Source organism: Acetobacterium fimetarium (assembly GCF_014284475.1).
Classification (GTDB): Bacteria; Bacillota; Clostridia; order Eubacteriales; family Eubacteriaceae; genus Acetobacterium; species Acetobacterium fimetarium.
Genome location: NZ_WJBC01000011.1, coordinates 23,349 through 43,769 on the forward strand (window position 1 = coordinate 23,349; position 20,421 = coordinate 43,769).

Consider the following 20,421-nt stretch of genomic DNA (forward strand, 5'->3'; position numbering starts at 1 on the left):
CCTACACGTTACCAAATTGTTTGTGGAAACTGAACCCAAAGCAATAAAGGTTTGTCGCTTTTAAGTTTTGTAATTATATGATAAAAGGAGGATAAAATTATGGGAAAAGCATTAATTATCGGTTGTGGCGGCGTTGCCAGTGTGGCCATTCATAAATGCTGTCAGAACAGCGAGGTGTTCAGTGAAATCTGCATCGCCAGCCGGACCAAGAGCAAGTGCGATGCGCTCAAAGCAAAGCTTGACGGAGGGGCGACGAAAATCACGACCGCGCAGGTGAATGCCGACAATGTGGACGAACTGATCGCCATCATTGAAGCCTTCAAGCCGGATGTGGTGCTGAATCTGGCACTGCCGTATCAGGATCTGACGATCATGGATGCCTGCCTGGCCACGAAGACCAATTATGTGGATACGGCCAACTACGAGCCGGAGGACACCGCAAAATTCGAGTACAAATGGCAGTGGGAATACCGCGAACGTTTTGAAAAAGCTGGCATCACGGCGCTGCTGGGCAGCGGCTTTGATCCGGGCGTCACCGGCGTGTTTTCGGCCTATGCGATGAAGCATCACTTTGATGAGATCAATTATATCGACATTCTCGACTGCAACGCCGGCGATCACGGCTATCCTTTTGCCACCAACTTCAATCCGGAAATCAATATCCGGGAAGTCAGCGCCAACGGCAGCTACTGGGAGCAGGGCAAGTGGGTGGAAACCAAACCGATGGAAATCAAACGGGTCTACAATTTCCCGGAAATCGGACCGAAAGATATGTACCTGCTCCATCACGAAGAACTGGAATCGCTGGGGCTGAACATCAAGGGAATCAAACGGATCCGCTTTTTCATGACCTTTGGCGAGAGCTATCTGACCCATCTGAAATGTCTGGAAAATGTCGGCATGACTTCCATTGAACCGATCGAATACGAAGGCAAGCAAATCGTGCCGCTGCAGTTTCTGGCCGCTGTTTTGCCGGATCCTTCCACGCTGGGGCCGCGAACCAAAGGTAAAACCAATATCGGCTGCATTTTTCAGGGAAAAAAGGACGGCAAAGACAAAACCTATTACGTCTACAATGTCTGCGATCACGAGGAATGCTACAAAGAGGTCGGCTCCCAGGCGATTTCCTATACCACTGGCGTTCCGGCAATGATCGGCGCGATGATGGTGATGACGGGAGAATGGAACAAACCGGGCGTCTACAACATTGAAGAATTCGATCCCGATCCGTTTATGGCGGCACTGAACAAATGGGGCCTGCCCTGGCAGGAAAGCTTTGCGCCGGAGCTGGTCGACTGATGAAGGCACTCAAGGATGCTTTTTCCGAGCTACCGACACCCTGCTATATCGTGGATGAAGAGCTACTGGTAAAAAACTTGGAAATCCTCGATGCGGTTCAAAAACGCACCGGCTGTCGCATTCTGTTGGCGCAGAAAGCTTTTTCGATGTTTTCGCTCTATCCGCTGATCGGCAAGTATCTGTCCGGAACGACTGCCAGCGGGCTATTTGAAGCGCGCCTTGGTCGTGAGGAAATGGGCCAAGAAAACCACGTCTTTTCAACCGCCTATCGGGAAGATGAGTTCGCTGAGATCGTTGCGTTGTGCGACCATATCATCTTCAATTCCTTTGGTCAGTGGAGCCAATACAAAAACCAGGCGCTGGCGGCCGGCCGCAGCTGCGGTATCCGCATCAATCCGGAATGCTCAACCCAGGATCATGCCATCTATGATCCCTGTGCTCCGGGTTCGCGGATGGGCGTAACCGCCGATCAGTTCAAGCCGGAACTGCTGGCAGGCATCGAAGGCCTTCATTTTCATACCCTCTGCGAGCAGAATGCTGATGCTCTGGAGTTGACACTGAACGCGGTTGAAGAGAAGTTCGGCCCTTATCTCTATCAGATGAAGTGGCTGAATTTCGGCGGGGGACACCATATCACCCGGCCGGATTATGATGTGGAAAAGCTCGTCACCTGCATCAACCGGATTCAGGATCAGTATAAGGTGCAGGTCTACCTCGAGCCGGGCGAGGCGGTCGCCTTGAACACCGGCTTTCTGGTTGCCAGGGTTTTGGATATCGTCGACAACGGGATTCAGATTGCGATTCTCGATACCTCGGCCGCCTGTCATATGCCGGATGTGCTGGAAATGCCCTACCGGCCGGAAATCATCGGCGCGGGGCAGCCGGAGGAGAAAGCTTTCACCTACCGCTTGGGCGGACCGACCTGCCTGGCGGGTGACATCATCGGGGATTATTCCTTTGACCAGCAGCTGAAGCCTGGCGACCGACTGGTGTTCGGCGATATGGCGATCTATTCGATGGTCAAAAATAACACCTTCAACGGCATGAATTTGCCGTCGATTGCCATCTTTACGCAGCAAAAGCAGATCCGGCTGGTGAAGCAGTTCGGCTATGCGGATTTTAAGAACCGTCTGTCCTGAAATAACCTCTTTCAGTGAATAGATATTTATCGATAAGGGAGATGCTTATGGAAAAGGAAAAAATTAAGATCATTGAAAATGACCGGTTTGCCAAGTTTGTCGGTTTGCAGGTGGAGAAGGTCGAGCAGGGTTATGCCGAAGTCAAACTGGAACTGAGCGAAGATCATCTCAATGGCGTCGGGATCGTTCAGGGCGGGGTGATTTTTACCCTGGCGGATTATGCCTTTGCAGCAGCATCAAACGCCAGCGGAATGGTCACCGTCGGGATCAACGCGAATATTTCATATTTCAAACCGCCTAAAGGAAAGTGGCTGATTGCCAAGGCACAGGAAATTTCCGCAACAAAGAGTATCTGCAATTGCACGGTCGATATTTTTGATGACACCGACCGCCTGGTGGCCCGATTCAACGGAACCGGATTTATTAAAAGAACCGAATAAGCATCGAACAATCATCGAACAATCAGGTTGGGAAAGATGAAACGGTTAGGCTTGAATTACCTGAAAGTCAGACACTGGCCAATATAATGCCACTTGCTTTTTAGAATTTCAGACGACTTCAATGCGGGTCATGAGTTCGTCAACCGCATCCAGACGCTGTTTGGGTAGATTCGCCAAATACTGGTCGAGATGCTGCTGCAGCCTTAATTCTCCTTCTGAAAATTCAACGGCATCGATTTCCGGGTCAAGCGAATGGCGCTTGAGCAGGACGGCGAGCTCGATATCGTCGAGCAGATCAAACACTTGCGCGGACTCATCGCTTTTTAATTCTCCGGCAATGAGGAGGTCTTCCATATCGGCGAGTGTTTTAATGGAGTCTTTGATAATCTGAAGTTTGTCTTCAAGATACCGGCAGGAGATCAATTCAGCAAACACCTTCCGGTAGATGTTATCATCCATTCTGGCACCCATATCGAAGCGGATCGGGGACTTTGTATCAGAGTGGTATCGGGAGACAAAGACTTTGGACAGGGTATCCGTTTCCAAAGCGGCGTAAATTTTTGTGGCTATTTTGGGCAAGCTTGACTGGAGATAGCGTCGGACTGCAACGTTTGAAATGGCCAGCTCGCTGAAAGTGCTGCCTGCTGCTTGCTGCAAACGCTCAAATATTAATTGCCGGCTTATCCCGTTCAGGTCATTACCGATTTTTTGAAGATCGGATGGAGTTAAATCCAGAGACTGCACCGGTTGCTGCGACAGAGTACAGCCCAGCGCGTTTTGAAACACCTGCTCGCAGAGATTGTCGAGCAGGTCCTGATAGCCGTTGCTGTAGCCGCACATGACTTCGTCGATAATGGTTGCAGTAAATTTCTGACAGAACAGGTTTTCATAGTACAGGTTTTCCAGATACCGAATCATGAATTCCACGCCGGCCAGGTCGGTAACGGGATGGATGAGCTGATAATCGATTGAACTTGGCGCTTCATGAGCGCAGAAATCAAAATCATACTGCGTGAAGAAGGGACTGAGTCCATGATCGATGGTTACATTGTAAGCATGATTCGGGGTTGATATTTTGGTTTTGCCGACAAGATGAAAAAAATAATTGGCGACTTTGAATTTCCGTTTGAGCACATCATACCCATAAGCATAAAGCTTTTCGATGGGCTCATTGATGATCTGGTCAAGGGCGGTTGCGACGCTGGGCAATGATTTCAGATAGAGACTGATGGTATAGGAGTTGGAAGCCATGATGCTCTGGGCAATCTCAATTCTCACGGAACTGCTTTGCCCCTTGGTGTAACGATCAATGCTTTTTGTCAGCAGCGTGATGCATTCATTCTGAATCCGTTGGGATTCCGTCGCATTGAGTTCGCCCTGGATATAAGCCTCCTGGAGAAGTGACTGTAAATAGAATTCGTTACTGAGCTTTTTTTGATCAATTTTTGAATGCTTATCGATAGGATTCATTTTCTTTCGCCTCCGTTTCGATTTGTTTCTGGCGTTCTTCTGCCAGCTCATTGTAGTCAGGGTCATTGCCAAGTCTGATATTTCGGGCGATTCTTTCAAGCTCGCGGGATTTAAGCAGATCCAGGTCGCCGCTGCAAACGCCGTCGAAATATTCTTTCATATATGCCAACAGGTCATCATCGCTCATCAAATCCAGGGTTTCATTTTTAAAATAATAAAAAATCTCGATCAGTTCATGAAGCACCTTTTCATAGTTGCTTTGTGAAAGGTATGGTGAGTCACAAAAAACGGCGATGAGCTCGCCGATGATACCGCCGCCAAATTCGATTCTCCCAGAATGCTTAAGGGCCGTGGTACGGGTTTCGACGATTTCCATGGCTTGTTTTTCAGTCAGTGACAGCGCATACTGTTGTGTCGTTTGGTTGCATAACATAATGTCGGAAACAGCCTGCACTTCCAGTTGTTTGTTGTCAAAAAGCGTCAGATTAAATGACATATCGGGTACCTCCTATGGAAAAAATAATTAATTTGAATAAAATATTGACAAAATTGGATTAATGTGATATCATACATATGTAATTTGTCAATGTGCGCAATCCAATATGCGCAAATTATATGATATCACAATCATTGCCATAAATCAATGATAATAAAAAGAAAAAACAGCAGCAGCAGTTGCATTGGCATCTGTTGGCAGGAACACGATTTATTCAGAATACAGGTAACAAAAATATAAAAGGCTGATTATTTATCCCGGTGTATACGAAAGTATCGCACAGTTGATAAATAATCAGCCTTTTTTAGTGGCGCAGGATGAAAAATAAAGCGGTGTTTTCATCGCTCCTGCAGATATCGGTCGATGACCTGAGTGAAAATTTCTACCAATTCCGGATCATACTGAGTGCCGGAACAACTCATGATTTCATTGATTGCGGTAGTGACTGACAGTGCGGAACGATAGGGCCGGTCATTGGTCATGGCATCAAATGAATCAACAATTGATAGGATGCGGCATTCAATGGGAATATCTTTTCCGGACAAACCCAAAGGATAGCCGGTGCCATTCCATTTCTCATGGTGCTTGAGAATCAGATGGGAAATCTCTCTTAATTCAGAGGATTCGTTGGCAATCCGCTCGCCAATGGTGCAATGCGTTTTCATCACATTCCATTCATCCGGATTCAATTCAGCGGGCTTTTTAAGAATGCTGTCGGGGATGCCGACTTTGCCGATATCGTGAAACTTCGTCAATAATTGGATGCGGTCCATGATATTCTGATGCAAATGAAGCTGGTGGCCGATGAGGGTTGAAAGAGCGTGCATCCGATTGGTATGGCCTTCGGTAACGTAATCCTTGACTTCTAAAGCTTTCATCAGCGTTTTTACCAGACTATTGCGGACGCTCGATTCTTTAAGCAGTTTATTCTGGTACATATTGTCATCGGCTTCCTGAAAAAGAAAATCGGTATTGACACAGCCGGATGCATGGTAAGCGTATCCATAAGAAAGAGAGATCTTGAACGGCGCAGTGCCGGCTTCATTAAAGGCATTCAAAGCGATCTTCAGATCTTCCAGTGCCATCTCGACGGTTTCAGGCAGCTGGTTCCGGATAATGATGCCAAATTCGTCGCCGCCGACTCTTGAAACAATGCCAAACCGTTGAAAACAATGTTTGATAAAGCGGCTGGTTGATATGATGACCTGGTCCCCAACCAGATGACCAAGCGTATCGTTGACAAATTTCAAACCATCAATATCGATCAGAACGATAATCAGATTATTGATAGCCTGATGATCGATTTCTTCAAGCGCCACCTCAAAAAAACGCCGGTTTGAAATATGGGTCAGAGCATCTTTTTCAGCCATATCGCGCAATTGATTTTCCAGCGTGACGCGTTCTGTCATATCCCGAATCATGATTAAAACTTCATCAAATTCTGAAATTTGGATGCGGACCTCAAAGTAGTGAAGCTGATCGCTTAAAGATAGCGTAAAATAATAGGCGCTTAAAACTCTGCGTTTTACAACCTGTTCGATTACCTGTTTCAAATCATCCATGATCGTCTGGTTTCGCATGATCTCTAAAGTAATGGTCGAGTCGTTGTTGATCGAGGAGCCATAAGGAGAGATGCGGCCGTTGTCATCGCCGATTAATAAAATGTCCGGAATGGTGGCAATCAAGGCCTTGCTGCGGCTGTTAACCCGTTCCAGATCCAATAATTTAGTTTGAAGTTCAGAATAATAATTCTTCTTAAACGAGTTTTCGCCAAGGCCAATAATGGATTCCCGGGTGATCTCTTTTTTATTTTTGGGTATGTAATACTCGTTCATAAATGCTTCTCACCTCATCTTTTGTCAAAATTTTTGGGTTGGTTACCATGCAGGGATCATTGAGTGCATTCTCAACTAAATAATCCAGCATTGCCTCATCAAGGGTAGCCACGGTTATCGCTGATTTGATGTGCAGATTATTCCGGAGCGAAACAATTTTGGCTACGGTTTCTTCAAGAAGGACAGCATCAGTCAGGTTATCCACCTGAATTCCCAGTTGTCTGGCGATATTTCTGAATCGCTTGGGAACACTGTTAAAATTAACGCGAATGACATGCTCAAGTAAAATGCTGTTGCATTCGCCGTGGGGCAGATCCAAAAGTCCCCCCATCGAGTGGGCCATGGCATGAACCGCGCCGAGACTGGCATTTGAAAAGGCCAGACCCGCCTGAAGGGAACCATGCATGACCTGAAACATCGTTTCAAGGGTTCGCTCCGGCCGGATGGCTTTTTCGAGCCCCTGACTGATCAGCTTGATGGCTTCCAGGGCGTGGACATCGGTCAAGGCGGAATGCGTGTTGGATACGTAAGCTTCGATGGCATGGGTCAGAGCATCCATTCCGGTACAGGCGGTCAGATAAGGATCCATAGTCATCAGTGGAACGGGATCGATCAGGGCTAAATCCGGAACCACTTTTTTGCTGATGATGGCGCATTTCAGGTTGGCGGAGGTGTCTTTGATGATCGCAAATTGAGATACATCGGCAGAAGAACCGGCGGTGGTGGGAATGCAGATCAGCGGGGGGCCGGGCATTTTGACTTCATCGACGCCTTCATAATCAAGGATATTACCGCCGTTGGAAGCGACAATACTGATGCATTTTGCGCAGTCAATGGCACTGCCGCCACCGATTGCGATAATCAGGTCGCAGCCAAAGGATAAGAAAAGACTGGCACCGAGCATGGCTTCGAAGTCCTTGGGGTTTGGAGTTATTTCATCGAAAAGATAAAGATCTTCGCTGTATGATTGGGTAAGATCCATAATTTCCTGAAACCATTCGAATTTCTGGATGGCTTTGTCGGTTACAAGCATCGGTTTTTTTGCATTAAAATGCGATATATAACGTCCGATCAGTAATCGGGCATCCACCCCAATGATTATTTCTGGAACAACAAATTTTCTTAATTCCAATAACGATTCAGTCACCTTGAACTCCCCCTTATTTAATGATTTAACTGATTTCAGTATAACAGGTCAGTTTTCAAATGTAAACCTTATCCAAACAACAAATTTGTACCAATTCCGTTTTTAAATGCACGGTTTTATGGTATTATTTGTACAAAAGAGGTAGTAAGATGAATATTTTTAAATTGCCGGATCTTCCCTTAGCGGATGAAGTGACAAATATTCTGATCGAAAGTGAGACGGTTCGAATTGAACGCATTATCAGTACCGGACAAACCTCGGACTGGTATGATCAGGATCAAACGGAATTTGTGGTGCTTTGTGCTGGAAATGCTGAACTGGAATTTGAGAACGGTGAGAGAATAGCATTGGCAAGCGGGGAAACCCTTTTGCTTCATCCGCATCAGAAGCATCGCGTTGCCTATACATCCAGTGAGCCGCCCTGTGTTTGGCTGTGTGTTTTTTATTGAGTGGATGCGGCTGGAAATTGAGCATAAACGGGTTGAAATGTTTGTAAATATAAAAAGAATGGTCTGATGAGGTACCGGAAATGAATAGTCAGCATGTGTTATTGAACTTAATCGTCTTTACCCTTCCAATTATTTCACTCGTTTATATTTATACGGGAATCAAGCTGTACAAGTATAAGGCGGATGAGCAGTTCAATTATTTTTCGCTATTTATGTTTGCCGCAGCGATTTATACAGCGGGATATTTTCTGGCACTCAATGCTCTTAACACGGAGGTGTTTTTGCTGGCCCGAAGCTTTGAGTATCTGGGGGTGGTATTGATTCCGACATTTGGTATCTTGTTTGTATCAGCGTATACAAAGAATAAATTGTCGCAATCGTCTAAATTGCTTTTGTTTGTTGTTTCAGGTCTGCTGTGGAGCATGTATATTACAAATCCGCTTTACCACTGGACTTACAAGCGGATCGAAATGACAACAGCGCAGGGCTTTTCGATCGCATCGACAACGAAGAACTTCGGGTATTTTTTTATACTTGCCTATTATACCCTGTTTTTAGCTTTTTCAGTCATGGTACTGTTTAAAACAGCAAGGGAATCAGATTCTTTGAGTTTAAAAAGAAGCTGCAGATTGTTGCTCGGATCCATTCAGTTCTCGTGGGTTGCAGTCCTCATTATCCTATTGGGATTTGATACCTTTTTTGATCCCACTCCGATTGTCATTTTGTTCATATCGATTTTGATTGGAATTAGCGAAGTGCGAAATGATTTTTTTCAGCTGGAAATAAATCGCTGGGAAAACACATTTCTGAATATCGGGGAAGTGGCTTTCCTGATTAACAGTGATGAAGAAATTGTCAGTTTGAATGCCAGGGCTGAGGATTTCTGGAAGGGCAAGAATAACAATATTGCCGGCCTGACAAGAATCCTTGATCAGGGTGGTATTAAACAGAGACCGGTGATGATTCCGGTTAATGACAGGATCAGGTGGTTTCAGGTAAACAGAAATGTTTTCAATCAGAAAAGAAAGCTCATCAGTTATCTGCTGTCGGATATTACCGAACACAAAAAGGCGGAGCAAGCGTTAAAAGAAAGTGAGGAGAAGAATCGCCTTCTGATCACGCAGATGGCTCAGGGTTTGGCAGTCCACGAAGTGATCCTGGATGAAACGGAGAAAGTCGTCGATTATCGCTTCCTGGATGCCAATGAAAGCTATGAGCGGCTGACTGGACTGAAAAAAGAAAAGATTATCGGAAAAACGGTTCTGGAGGTATTGCCGGAAACTGAAACCTATTGGATTGATACATACGGTCGCGTCGCAATGACCGGCGAGCCGGTTCATTACGAAAATTACTCACAGGAACTGGGCAAACATTTTGAAGTGGTTGCTTATTCTCCGCGCTTCAAAGAATTTGCAGTCATCATCTCGGATATTTCCAATCGCAAACAAGCGGAAGAAGATGTCTATTTTTTGAGTTATCATGATTATCTGACCGGTTTGTATAACCGCCGATTTTATGAAGAAGAACTGGCGCGGCTGGATACCGCTGAGAATTTACCGATGACGCTGATTATGGCGGATGTCAATGGACTCAAACTCATCAATGATTCTTTTGGCCATGCCATGGGTGACGAATTGCTCAAGAAAGCGGCCCAACTCATTTCTGCGGCCTGTCCGGAAGGCAGTATCGTTGCCCGGCTGGGAGGGGATGAGTTCATCATGATTCTGCCGCAGCAAGATGTTTTTCAGGCAGTGGAAACAATGAACAATCTTAAAACCAGGACAGCAAGCGAAAGAATCGGCAGCTTTGATCTTTCCATCTCTTTCGGGTGTGAAACCAAAGAAGCAATGAATCAGGATATTCAGGAAATCTATAAACATGCGGAAGATGATATGTATCGACATAAACTTTATGAAAGTGCCAGCGTTAAAAGCAAAACGATCGATCTGATTATGAACACCCTTTATGAAAAAAGCAGCCGTGAGATGCGGCATTCACAACGGGTCGGGGAATTATGCAAAATGATCGCAACAGAAATGAAGCTCGAAAAAGATGTCGTTAATCAGATCGGCGTTGCAGGTCTGATGCATGATATTGGGAAAATGGGGATTGATGAAAGAATCCTGAATAAAGAGGGAATACTGGAAGATGATGAATGGATGGAAATACAACGACATCCTGAAATTGGCTATCGGATTTTAAGCTCATCAAACGAATTCTCGGAAATAGCAAACTACGTATTTGAACATCATGAGCGGTGGGATGGAAACGGGTATCCCAAGAAGCTTTGCGGTGAAGAAATATCCATTGAAGCACGGATTATTGCGGTTGCGGATTCATATGATTCAATGATCTGCGATCGTTCCTATCGCAAGGGACTGAGCGATGCAGAAGCGATTAGGGAAATCAGACGCTGTGCCGGAAAACAATTTGATGCCGCGATCGCGAAGGTCTTCATTGAAAAAGTACTGCAACAGGAAAAGCTGAAAATTTCGTAAAGCTTTTTCTGTTACTGTTTTGTAAACGATATGTTATAATAAATCAGACGCAAGCACGACATAAGGAGGTCATTTTATTGATGAAGATAGGATATGCATGTTTAACCGTTGGTGTGCCAAATACAGATATTAAAACTTGCCTTCTCAAAAATGCATCCGAAGAAAAACTAACCGAATTAATCCGGCATAATTTGAAGGTGCTGGAAAATACCATTGATTACAACATTGAAAACGAAATCAGCCTTTTTAGAATCAGCTCTTCGATCATTCCGTTTGGTTCCAGTCCGGTCAACAGGCTTAGCTGGTGGGAACTGTTTGACGATCAATTGAAGCAGATTGGCGATAAAATCATGCGAAGTGGAATGCGGGTTTCAATGCATCCTGGTCAGTATACGGTATTGAATGCCCTTGATGAAGAGATCGTCACAAAAGCCGTTGCGGATTTGAATTATCATAACTGTTTATTGGATAGTCTTGGGGTGGGCCCGGAGAGTAAAATCGTGCTTCATGTCGGCGGTAGATATGACGACAAAAAGCAGGCAATGCAGCGGTTTATCAGAGCCTATGACCATTTAAGTGACGCCATTAAAAACCGTCTTATCATTGAAAATGATGACAAGAATTTTACTATTGGCGATGTCCTGGAAATCGCCAACCATTTGGAGATACCGGTGGTGTTTGACACGCTTCACAACCAATCCAACCCCTGTGCGGAAAATCAATCCGATGTTTATTGGATTGATGAAAGCAGAAAAACATGGCAACAAAAGGATGGAAAGCAAAAGATCCATTATTCGCAGCAGCATCCCGAGAAAAAGCCGGGATCACACTCGGACAGTATCAGAATTGAAGAATTTATGGAATTCTACGATGGCCTGGATGGTCGCAAACTTGATGTGATGCTGGAGGTTAAAGATAAAAACCTTTCGGCAATCAAATGCAGCAATTGCATAGCGCAGACGCAAAAGATCAAAGCGCTTGAAATTGAATGGAGTAAATATAAGTATGCCGTTCTGGAAAGATCGCCGCTGGATTATTTAGAGATTCGGAAACTGCTGCATAATAAAAATGATTATCCTGCCATTGGATTTTATCAGATCATCGAAAATGCGCTGCAGAAAGAAGCAACCACCGGCAATTCCATCAATGTGGCGCAACATATCTGGGGCTATTTTAGAAATAGCGCATTGCCCAGTGAAAAAAAGTATTTCTTGAAGCTTTTAGAGCGGTATGAAAGGGGCGAAGTATCAATCAAAAAGGTGAAGAAGAATTTGTGGAAAATGGCAGTTAAATATGAACAGAAATATCTGCTGGAATCATATTATTACGAAATGGTGTAATGTAACCTGGTCAAGAGAATTTGAATAATTGGGGGATGATATGATGAACTGGAAAGGTGCTTTGGAATTGATTTTGGACAATCATTTTGACAAGGAAAGTATTGGCAGGAATGATCATGTCGGATAAAGATGCAAAAGAACTGATTGATTATTTTAAGGCTCTGGTTGTTGATGGCAAGCTGGATCAGGCCCCACCAGAAAAATTCATTCAAAATCCTGATTTCCTGGAACTGGATAAAACGATCAAATCGCTGCGAAATCCGGACCGAAAATTAAAAGAGGGACGAGAGCGATTGGAATCATTATTCCAAATCAGAGACACTTCGGAAATAAGAAGACTGAAAGAAGAAATCAGCCGGATTTCCATTACGGATAAACTCACGCAGCTTTACAATCGGCAGAAAATTGATGAAATTCTGGAAATCGAAATGGACCGATCCGAAAGGACCAAGCGGCCATTTGCGGTGATGCTGTTTAATATTGACCTTCTAAAAATGGTGAATGAAACATATGGAAATCAGAGCGGCGATGCCGTCCTTGTGGAATGCGCGAATATGATCAAAGAGACGATCAGATCAACCGATTCAGTCGGGAGATGGAATGGCGAAGAATTTCTGATTCTGCTGCCGGAAACCGACAAAAATGGGGCCAGGTTATTGGCCGAAAAATTGCGAGCGCGCATCGATGATTACAGTTTTACGAAAGTTGGCAAGATGACTGCAAGTTTTGGCATTTCAGCCTATAAAAAGGATCTTTTACCAGCCAGCATTGTTGCCAGAGCGGATTCGGCACTGAGACAGGCAAAAGAAAAAGGGCGGAATCAGATAGAAATTTGCTGAGCGGCATATTTCCTTGAATGATGAGAAACAATGCATAAAACGTGCATGCAAAAAAAGTGTTCGCGATAACCCAACTGCCGATAAATAATTGAAGAAGGAGATTATGATGAAGCTTAGAAATTCAGTGATAGCCGGGCTGGTGGCCGCCAGCTTGTTTCTGCCGGGTTGTGAGAATCAGACTGCTGCCATACCGAAGCCTGATGACAGCATCCTCAATTCTTTTCAGGATACCATGATTGCTAAAAACAACGATTTCGGTTTTAATCTTTATCGAGAACTCAGCAGTGGCGACGAAAATATCATGATTTCGCCGGCCAGTATCGCCATGGCTTTAAGCATGACATATAACGGCGCTCAGGGAGAAACAAAAGCAGCGATGGCCAAGGTTTTAAAAATAGAGGGCGATGATATTGACGCAGTGAATGCGAATAATCTGGCGCTGCTTTATTTTTTGAGCACGGCGGATCCCAAGGTGACGCTGAGCATTGCCAATTCGCTCTGGCTGAATCAGGCGCTTGAATTCGATTCGAAGTTTAAAAGCAGGACCGAAAAATTCTATCTGGCTTCCGCTCAGGAGATGGACTTTGACAAGTCCAATGCTGCCGACATGATCAACAGCTGGGTCAAGAAAAAGACCCAGGGTCTGATTAGCGAAATTGTGGCGGCCCCAGTCGATCCGTCAAGTGTTCTGTTTCTGATCAATGCTGTGTATTTCAAGGGGCAGTGGACGCACCCGTTTAATAAGGACTTGACCACCGATCAGACTTTCCATACCCAGGCTGGTCAGGCGGTGACGGTCCCGATGATGGTTCAGAGTGGTTCTTTCGAGTATTTCAGCGGCCCGGGCTTCCAGTCGCTGCGCCTGCCATACGGTCAGGAAGACCGATTGGCGATGGTTCTTTTTCTGCCGGCTGAAGACAGCAGTCTGGAACAATTTCAGAGCCAGCTCAACATGGAAAACTGGGCCGCCTGGCTTTCATCTGGTGAGAAAAAACAGGGAACGATTATGCTGCCGCGGTTTACCATGGAGTATGAAACGTCTTTAAATCAGGCCTTGAAAAATTCAGGCATGGCGATTGCCTTTGAAGGTGACAAGGCAGATTTCTCCGGTATGGTAACCGGAGCTTCCGGAAAGAATGTTTTTATCAGTGAGGTCAAACATAAAACATTTCTTCAGGTGGACGAAGCGGGCACTGAAGCGGCAGCGGTTACTTCGGTTGGAATAACGGCGACCAGTATTCCGGAGTACGATTTCGAACTGAATTTCAATCGCCCCTTCTTTTACGCGATTCAGGACAGCAAAACCGGCGCGATTCTTTTCATGGGAGCTGTCATCGACCCGAGTGCAGAGTAAGAAAATAAATCAAGATTTCTGATGGCAGTACCACCATTGTAAAGGCCATTGAATGAACGAGCCACCGCTGGTCAGAGGTCATCCTGATCAGCGGTAAAATATTTTTTGAGGCACCAGCAGCATTTCGTTTCAGCGGAAAAACCGTCGTAATTGTTTTAAAAAAAGTTGTAATTTTTCATAATAAAAAGTAATATAAAGGTTAGCAGTTTATTATCTCAATCAGTAAACAGAAAAAGCAGGCTTACGAAGAGATTAAAGACGTTATTAATAAAGACAAAAGAGAGGGAAAAAATGGGATTTATAGAAATTTTGAAGGCCATACTTCTGGGCGTCGTAGAAGGGGTAACCGAGTGGCTGCCGATCAGCAGTACCGGACATATGATTTTAGTCGACGAGTTTGCAAAACTGAACATGTCTGACGCGTTTATTGACATGTTTCTCTACGTCATTCAATTGGGCGCAATTTTAGCAGTTGTGTATATTTTTTGGCATAAGCTGGTACCATTTTCATACAAAGACAATAAAATAATGATTAAGAAACAGACGATGATTCTCTGGTCAAAAATTATCGTCGGCTGTCTGCCGGGATTCCTGGTTTATTTACTTTTTGACGATATTGTCGATCGATTATTTATGAATCCGTTGACGGTTGCCGCAATGCTGATCCTGTATGGTGTTCTTTTCATCGTGATCGAAAATTACAACAAACACCGCCAACCGGAAGTTGTTAAACTGTCGCAGCTCAGCTATAAAACAGCCCTGCTGATCGGGGCATTTCAGGCCTTGTCGATCATACCCGGGACTTCCCGTTCCGGCGCGACGATTATCGGCGGGATGATTCTGGGAACCTCCCGGTCGATTGCGGCAGAATATACCTTTTTTATGGCCGTGCCGGTTATGTTTGGCATCAGTCTGTTGAAAATCATCAAATTCGGACTTGTCTTTACTGGCTGGGAAGTAGTCATTCTGCTGGTCGGAATGGTAACGGCTTTTGTGACTTCGATACTGGCAATCAAATTTTTAATGACCTATATCAAGAAGCATGACTTCAAGGTTTTTGGCTGGTACCGCATTGCTTTAGGGGTGATCGTGATTGCCTATTTCTTAATCTCCGGGGGACTATAAACCGGGATTGCCTGGCCGGTTATGGTGATCCGGCTGTTGCATAGCGACGCATCGCACCGGGACAGAAACCGGAAAAGCTGATGGCGGCAGGCGCATTTAAGCGGCAGAGATACAAAAAAGTCGCTTTAATGAAATAAATAGTTCATTTAAAACCGCTCAAGAACATGATAAAATGAATTAAATTTATCTTGTGGGAAAAAGCGGGGGAAACGATGTCATACAAAGATTTGAATCCGGAGACGGTCATCGCGTACATAAAAACAAATACCGATATATTTCCGGTCGACGCGAAGCTTGCTGTCTACGAGTTCGGTTCGGATGAAGAGACCGATGGCGATGGCTTTGTCAATCATCTCTATCGCGTTTCCGATGAAACCGGGAAATCAGTTGTGCTAAAACAGGCCAAACCCTATATGCGTATTTTTGGAGAAGAGGCCAAACTGACGCCCCGGCGTAATCAAATGGAAGCAAAAGTGATTCAGCTGCGGGCCGCCATCACGCCGGAATATATACCGGAAATGTATCATGCTGATGCGAATAACAATCTGTTCATCTATGAAGACTGCGGCCGCCTGAAAATCATGCGCTTTGAGCTGATCAAGGGGAAATCCTTTCCGGAATTTCCGAAAAAAATTGGCGCATTCATGGCAAAATCCAATTTCTATACGTCAGAGATTTATCTCGATCAGATCGCGCACAAAGCCCTGGAGTGCACGTTTATGAATCCCGAGATGCGTCATATCATGGAAACGATTCTTTTCGTCAAACGGTTTGATGAAGATGATACCTTCCGCCTGGCCGAGGTGGATCCCAATCATGTGGCGATGACGGAATTATTCTGGGATAAACGGGAAGTACGGGTGGAGCTCTTAAAGCTGCGCGGAATCTTCATGAAACGAAGCGAATGTCTGGTTCATGGTGATCTGCACACCTCCAATATCATGGTTGATGAAAACGAAATGAAGGTCATCGATATGGAGTATACTTTCATGGGACCGACATCATCGGATAGCGGATATCTGGTTGGCAATCTGATCTATGCCTACATTGCCTGGTTTCATCACAGCGACGGAACCAGGCAATCCCGAAAAGCCTACCGTAAAGAAATTCTGGGCTATATCAGAGACCTGATTAATGAATATCAGCGCGTTTATTGTGCATGCTGGGACAAGGATGCCAAACCGCTATACCGGGAATACACCGAATACCGGGAGGCAATTCTCAAAAATTATCTTAAAGAAGTGTGCGGCTTTGCCGGCTGCCAGATCATCAGCCGGGTTGGCGGGCTGATTGGCCTTCCCGATTTTGATACATTGAAGAATCCGGTCAGCCGTAATTGTGCGAGACGTCTGTCACTGCTGATTGCGGATGAGCTGATCATGAAGCGTGAAACCGTCGAAAACACGGATGATATAATTGCTATCATCGTCACGATTACCTACCGCTATTTCGATGTGATGAAGGCGTTAAAAGGCCGGGATTTATCGGGAATTCAGGCGCAACAAAAAACGGTTCCGGAATAACCATTAAGAATAGTATTTAAACAGCCCTGATGTTTTTTGTGCCAAGAAAAGACGCGGTGCTGTTTTTTTTCATTATAATAGGGTAAAATAATCACATAGGAAACAGAATTAACACGAGGAGGCAATAATCATGAGAAAGAGAAAAATTACAGCCTATTTAATAATCATCAGCGTTCTGATGGTTTCGTTATTATTTATGGGAGCAAGCTGCAGCAGTACGACGGCGAACGTAAGCAATGCAGTCATGACGACCGGGATTGACGACAATTATGCGCCCATTGATAATGTGACTGAATTTGCGGTAAATACCGACGTCTATGTGGCGGCAGATTTAAAGAATGCACCAGACGATACGAACATCACCTTTATCTGGTATTATGAAGGACAGCAATTGGCTACGAAAACCATATCAAATGGGGAAGTCAGCGATGCACCCCTGGCCGGTTATTTGCCGGCAGACTTTATGTCACAACCGGGAAATTATTCCGTGGAAATCTATATTGATGATCGGGATAAACCGGACACAGTCAATCAGTATACCGTTAAGTGAAGCGAAGGATAAATAACGAAAAAGTGCAGCCGATATTACAGCCGCACTTTTTCTTTTTTTGGGTATTTTGCTGGGAACAAAATGTTCTAGCGAAAATATTTTCACTATTGTTAATAAATAGCACGCGAAGTATAATCACAATAAAAACAGCATTTGAATAACCTCATAACAAAAGGGTAATAATTTGTATAATTGTTATCAAAACGGCTTTTGAAATTTACATAAAAAAAAATAAATGCTTATTTGAGCAGATAAGAAGAAGGGTGATTATGGAACCTGAAGTATATAATCAATCAAATTTTGCAATTTCGAAAGCGGCATATCTGTATTATATAAAAAATGAGTCGCAGACTGAAATCGCTAAAAAGATGAACATATCCGTCACAACGGTGTCCCGGCTGATCAAAAAAGCCCGGGAGGAGAAAATTGTCGAATTCGTCATTCGCGATCCTTATATTGAATGCATGCATCTGGAAGAAGAGCTGCTCAATACATTCGGATTAAAGGATGTGATTATTGCCCCGAACGATTTTTTGAATCATGTCGATGATGCCAAAAATACGGCTGAGTCGGTCAAGAAACTGGTAGCCCTGGAAGGCGCCAGGTATTTGCAGCGGATTATTACAAAGAATGACGTGCTGGGCATTACATGGGGGACAACGATGTATTACCTGATTCATTATTTGAATCCCTGTCAAAAAGTTGACGCGGCCTTCGTTACCCTGCATGGGAGTATCGCGTTCTGCGATTCGGAACTCGATGTCAGAACCCTGGCGTCGAGAATGGCCATGGCATTCGGCGGCAGGCAATACTATCTTTTGACAGAAGCGCTGCTGAGCAGCAAAGAAACAGCTGATTCAATCAGAAACGAAAAAAACACCAAAGCGGTTTTTGATATGTTTGATAAAGTTACCATTTCCATCAACGGAATCGGATCGATGTATCCGAACCTGAGTTCAGTCCTGGCCGGCAGAGACTATCTGTCAGAAGAGGAGCTGAAAAATCTGCAAAATCAAAATGTATACGGTGACATCGCCCTGAGATTTATTAATGGCCAGGGCGAGGAATGCGGCGGCGAATTAAGGGACCGGACCATTGCGATTGAGCTGGATAAATTCAAGAAAATAAACACTAAAATTACGATTGCTTCCGGTGAACACAAGGCTCACACGATTCTTTCAGTACTGAAAGGCAAACTGGTGGATGTTCTGATCATCGATTATGCGCTGGGACTGGAAATCATGAAACTGCACCGAAAAGAAAATGAAACAGAAACACAGGGATCATTATAGAAAGAAATGCTAACCATTGCATTTTTAATAAAAGAAAAGGTGGTAAGAAACGAATGAAGGAGTATATTTTAAGTATTGATCAGGGCACTACCAGTATCAGAGCAATTTTCTTTAATCATGACGGAGACATTGTCAGTGTGTTTGCCAAGGAATTCAGTCAATTTTATCCAGCTTCAGGATGGGTAGAACAGGATCCGCTGGAAATGTGGTCCGTTACGATAGAAGTCATCGAGAAAGCAATGAAAAAATCGAACATTAAAGAAGAAGAAATCATTGCAATCGGTATCACAAACCAGCGAGAAACGACAATCGTCTGGGATAAAAATACCGGCGAACCTGTTTACAATGCCATCGTATGGCAGGACAGAAGAACCGCAGAATATTGCGATCAGCTGAAGGCCGACAATCCGGAAATCGAAGCAGTGGTTAGGAATAAAACGGGATTGATGATCGATTCCTATTTCTCAGGAACAAAAATCAAGTGGATCCTCGACAATGTTGAAGGCGCCAGGGAAAAAGCAGAAAACGGCAGTTTGCTCTTTGGTAATGTTGACGCCTGGATTATGTGGAATCTGACCGGCGGGAAAGTCCATGCGACAGATTACAGCAACGCTTCCAGAACCCTGATCTTCAATATTAATGAACTGAAATGGGATGAAGAACTGTTGAAAGTTTTGAACATACCAGCAAGCATATTGCCAAAAGTTCAGGAAAGCAGTGGCATTTTTGGCACGACCGCCAAAATCTTCAATCGGGAAATCCCCATTGCCGGTGATGCCGGTGATCAGCAGGCCGCGACATTTGGGCAATGCTGTTTTGAAAAAGGGATGGCAAAATTCACCTATGGGACGGCGGGCGTTATGACCGTGAATATTGGTGATAAGCCGTTCTTGTCAAACAACGGACTGACGACCACCATCGGTTGGGGACTCAATGGAAAAGTGGAATATCTGCTGGAAGCGGTGGCTTTTTCAGCCGGATCGGCCATCCAATGGCTTCGCGATGAGATGGACATGCTCGATGAATCTCCGGATTCCGAATATTTTGCAATGAAAACCAAAGACAGCAACTGTGGGGTTTATTTCGTCCCGGCATTTACCGGGTTATGCGCGCCGTATTGGAATTCCTATGCAAGAGCATCAATCGTTGGGATTGAAAGAGGAACGACCAAGAATAATATCATCAGAGCCGTCCTGGAATCACTGGGCTATCAGACAAGAGATATGTTTGATGCGTTTTCTCAGGATTTGGGCGAACGATTGTCAATCCTGAAAGTGGACGGGGGCGCCTGCAACAATAACTTATTGATGCAGTTTACCGCGGATATTACCAATGTTGATATTGAAAGACCGGACAATACCGAGACCACTGCCGCAGGCGCTGCCTATTTAGCAGGTCTGGCTGTTGGCTTCTGGAAAGATCAGGCTGAAATCGTCAATAAGCGAACCGTCGATCGGGTTTTCGAACCGAAGATGGATGAGGCCGTCCGGGAAGATCTTTATAAAGGCTGGAAACGCGCAATCAGATCAACCCTCGAATGGGCAAATGACCGATAGAATGAGCAATAACTAAGCTGACCATCAGGGCCGCGCTTGTGATCGTGTTGATGCAGGCGCACCCTGAAA

General features: G+C 44.8%; 17 protein-coding genes. 13 read left to right on the top strand and 4 right to left on the bottom strand.

What is annotated here, in order from left to right:
- The first annotated feature begins 99 nt into the window (after positions 1–99).
- From GH808_RS08705 to GH808_RS08715, 3 genes are read left to right on the top strand one after another with little or no spacing between them, the layout of a single operon-like run.
- Positions 100–1,299, top strand: coding sequence for a saccharopine dehydrogenase family protein (locus GH808_RS08705; RefSeq protein WP_186842397.1), 1,200 nt, complete (start codon positions 100–102; stop codon positions 1,297–1,299).
- Positions 1,299–2,438: a carboxynorspermidine decarboxylase gene (gene nspC, locus GH808_RS08710; protein ID WP_243166162.1), complete on the top strand. Its 1,140-nt coding sequence runs from the start codon at positions 1,299–1,301 to the stop codon at positions 2,436–2,438. Before GH808_RS08705 ends, nspC begins: the two co-directional genes overlap by 1 nt.
- A gap of 47 nt (positions 2,439–2,485) precedes the next feature.
- Positions 2,486–2,878, top strand: coding sequence for a PaaI family thioesterase (locus tag GH808_RS08715; protein ID WP_186842399.1), 393 nt, complete (start codon positions 2,486–2,488; stop codon positions 2,876–2,878).
- 108 nt (positions 2,879–2,986) lie between these two features.
- Here the strand turns inward: GH808_RS08715 and GH808_RS08720 are convergent, their stop codons facing one another.
- The 4 genes from GH808_RS08720 to GH808_RS08735 form a co-directional block, all read right to left on the bottom strand.
- Positions 2,987–4,348 (bottom strand): DUF6179 domain-containing protein, encoded by a 1,362-nt coding sequence (locus GH808_RS08720; protein WP_186842400.1) that lies wholly within the window; start codon positions 4,346–4,348, stop codon positions 2,987–2,989.
- Positions 4,332–4,844, bottom strand: coding sequence for a DUF6323 family protein (locus GH808_RS08725; RefSeq protein WP_186842401.1), 513 nt, complete (start codon positions 4,842–4,844; stop codon positions 4,332–4,334). The genes GH808_RS08720 and GH808_RS08725 overlap by 17 nt, the downstream gene beginning before the upstream one ends.
- Positions 4,845–5,182: 338 nt before the next feature.
- Entirely contained in the window at positions 5,183–6,679 is a 1,497-nt protein-coding gene (locus GH808_RS08730; protein ID WP_186842402.1) for a sensor domain-containing diguanylate cyclase/phosphohydrolase, read from the bottom strand.
- Complete coding sequence (locus tag GH808_RS08735; protein ID WP_186842403.1) at positions 6,651–7,826, bottom strand: iron-containing alcohol dehydrogenase; 1,176 nt, start codon at positions 7,824–7,826, stop codon at positions 6,651–6,653. Before GH808_RS08735 ends, GH808_RS08730 begins: the two co-directional genes overlap by 29 nt.
- A gap of 149 nt (positions 7,827–7,975) precedes the next feature.
- Between GH808_RS08735 and GH808_RS08740 the strand changes: the two genes are divergently transcribed.
- From GH808_RS08740 to glpK, 10 genes are all read left to right on the top strand, one after another.
- The gene (locus tag GH808_RS08740) at positions 7,976–8,275 is read left to right on the top strand and encodes a cupin domain-containing protein (protein WP_186842404.1); all 300 of its coding nucleotides are present in this window, start codon (positions 7,976–7,978) and stop codon (positions 8,273–8,275) included.
- An 80-nt stretch (positions 8,276–8,355) separates the two neighbouring features.
- Positions 8,356–10,773 (top strand): HD domain-containing phosphohydrolase, encoded by a 2,418-nt coding sequence (locus GH808_RS08745; RefSeq protein WP_186842405.1) that lies wholly within the window; start codon positions 8,356–8,358, stop codon positions 10,771–10,773.
- Between the two features lie 80 nt (positions 10,774–10,853).
- Positions 10,854–12,113, top strand: coding sequence for a UV DNA damage repair endonuclease UvsE (gene uvsE, locus GH808_RS08750; RefSeq protein ID WP_186842480.1), 1,260 nt, complete (start codon positions 10,854–10,856; stop codon positions 12,111–12,113).
- Positions 12,114–12,229: 116 nt separating this feature from the next.
- A complete protein-coding gene (locus GH808_RS08755; protein ID WP_186842406.1) occupies positions 12,230–12,952 on the top strand; it encodes a GGDEF domain-containing protein in 723 nt (240 codons plus the stop codon).
- 103 nt (positions 12,953–13,055) lie between these two features.
- Complete coding sequence (locus GH808_RS08760; RefSeq protein ID WP_186842407.1) at positions 13,056–14,306, top strand: serpin family protein; 1,251 nt, start codon at positions 13,056–13,058, stop codon at positions 14,304–14,306.
- Between the two features lie 291 nt (positions 14,307–14,597).
- Entirely contained in the window at positions 14,598–15,431 is an 834-nt protein-coding gene (locus GH808_RS08765; RefSeq protein WP_186842408.1) for an undecaprenyl-diphosphate phosphatase, read from the top strand.
- Between the two features lie 212 nt (positions 15,432–15,643).
- Positions 15,644–16,954, top strand: coding sequence for an S-methyl-5-thioribose kinase (gene mtnK / locus GH808_RS08770; protein WP_186842409.1), 1,311 nt, complete (start codon positions 15,644–15,646; stop codon positions 16,952–16,954).
- Between the two features lie 130 nt (positions 16,955–17,084).
- On the top strand, positions 17,085–17,504 hold the full coding sequence (locus GH808_RS08775) for a hypothetical protein (protein WP_186842410.1): 420 nt from the start codon (positions 17,085–17,087) through the stop codon (positions 17,502–17,504).
- A gap of 269 nt (positions 17,505–17,773) precedes the next feature.
- On the top strand, positions 17,774–18,796 hold the full coding sequence (locus GH808_RS08780) for a sugar-binding transcriptional regulator (protein WP_186842411.1): 1,023 nt from the start codon (positions 17,774–17,776) through the stop codon (positions 18,794–18,796).
- Between the two features lie 53 nt (positions 18,797–18,849).
- A complete protein-coding gene (gene glpK / locus GH808_RS08785; RefSeq protein WP_186842412.1) occupies positions 18,850–20,352 on the top strand; it encodes a glycerol kinase GlpK in 1,503 nt (500 codons plus the stop codon).
- Positions 20,353–20,421 lie beyond the last annotated feature (69 nt).

Coding starts and splice junctions, on each gene's coding strand:
- GH808_RS08705 (WP_186842397.1), top strand. CDS start 100: ATGGGAAAAGCATTAATTATCGGTTGTGGCGGCGTTGCCAGTGTGGCC.
- nspC (WP_243166162.1), top strand. CDS start 1,299: ATGAAGGCACTCAAGGATGCTTTTTCCGAGCTACCGACACCCTGCTAT.
- GH808_RS08715 (WP_186842399.1), top strand. CDS start 2,486: ATGGAAAAGGAAAAAATTAAGATCATTGAAAATGACCGGTTTGCCAAG.
- GH808_RS08720 (WP_186842400.1), bottom strand. CDS start 4,348: ATGAATCCTATCGATAAGCATTCAAAAATTGATCAAAAAAAGCTCAGT.
- GH808_RS08725 (WP_186842401.1), bottom strand. CDS start 4,844: ATGTCATTTAATCTGACGCTTTTTGACAACAAACAACTGGAAGTGCAG.
- GH808_RS08730 (WP_186842402.1), bottom strand. CDS start 6,679: ATGAACGAGTATTACATACCCAAAAATAAAAAAGAGATCACCCGGGAA.
- GH808_RS08740 (WP_186842404.1), top strand. CDS start 7,976: ATGAATATTTTTAAATTGCCGGATCTTCCCTTAGCGGATGAAGTGACA.
- GH808_RS08745 (WP_186842405.1), top strand. CDS start 8,356: ATGAATAGTCAGCATGTGTTATTGAACTTAATCGTCTTTACCCTTCCA.
- uvsE (WP_186842480.1), top strand. CDS start 10,854: ATGAAGATAGGATATGCATGTTTAACCGTTGGTGTGCCAAATACAGAT.
- GH808_RS08755 (WP_186842406.1), top strand. CDS start 12,230: ATGTCGGATAAAGATGCAAAAGAACTGATTGATTATTTTAAGGCTCTG.
- GH808_RS08760 (WP_186842407.1), top strand. CDS start 13,056: ATGATGAAGCTTAGAAATTCAGTGATAGCCGGGCTGGTGGCCGCCAGC.
- GH808_RS08765 (WP_186842408.1), top strand. CDS start 14,598: ATGGGATTTATAGAAATTTTGAAGGCCATACTTCTGGGCGTCGTAGAA.
- mtnK (WP_186842409.1), top strand. CDS start 15,644: ATGTCATACAAAGATTTGAATCCGGAGACGGTCATCGCGTACATAAAA.
- GH808_RS08775 (WP_186842410.1), top strand. CDS start 17,085: ATGAGAAAGAGAAAAATTACAGCCTATTTAATAATCATCAGCGTTCTG.
- GH808_RS08780 (WP_186842411.1), top strand. CDS start 17,774: ATGGAACCTGAAGTATATAATCAATCAAATTTTGCAATTTCGAAAGCG.
- glpK (WP_186842412.1), top strand. CDS start 18,850: ATGAAGGAGTATATTTTAAGTATTGATCAGGGCACTACCAGTATCAGA.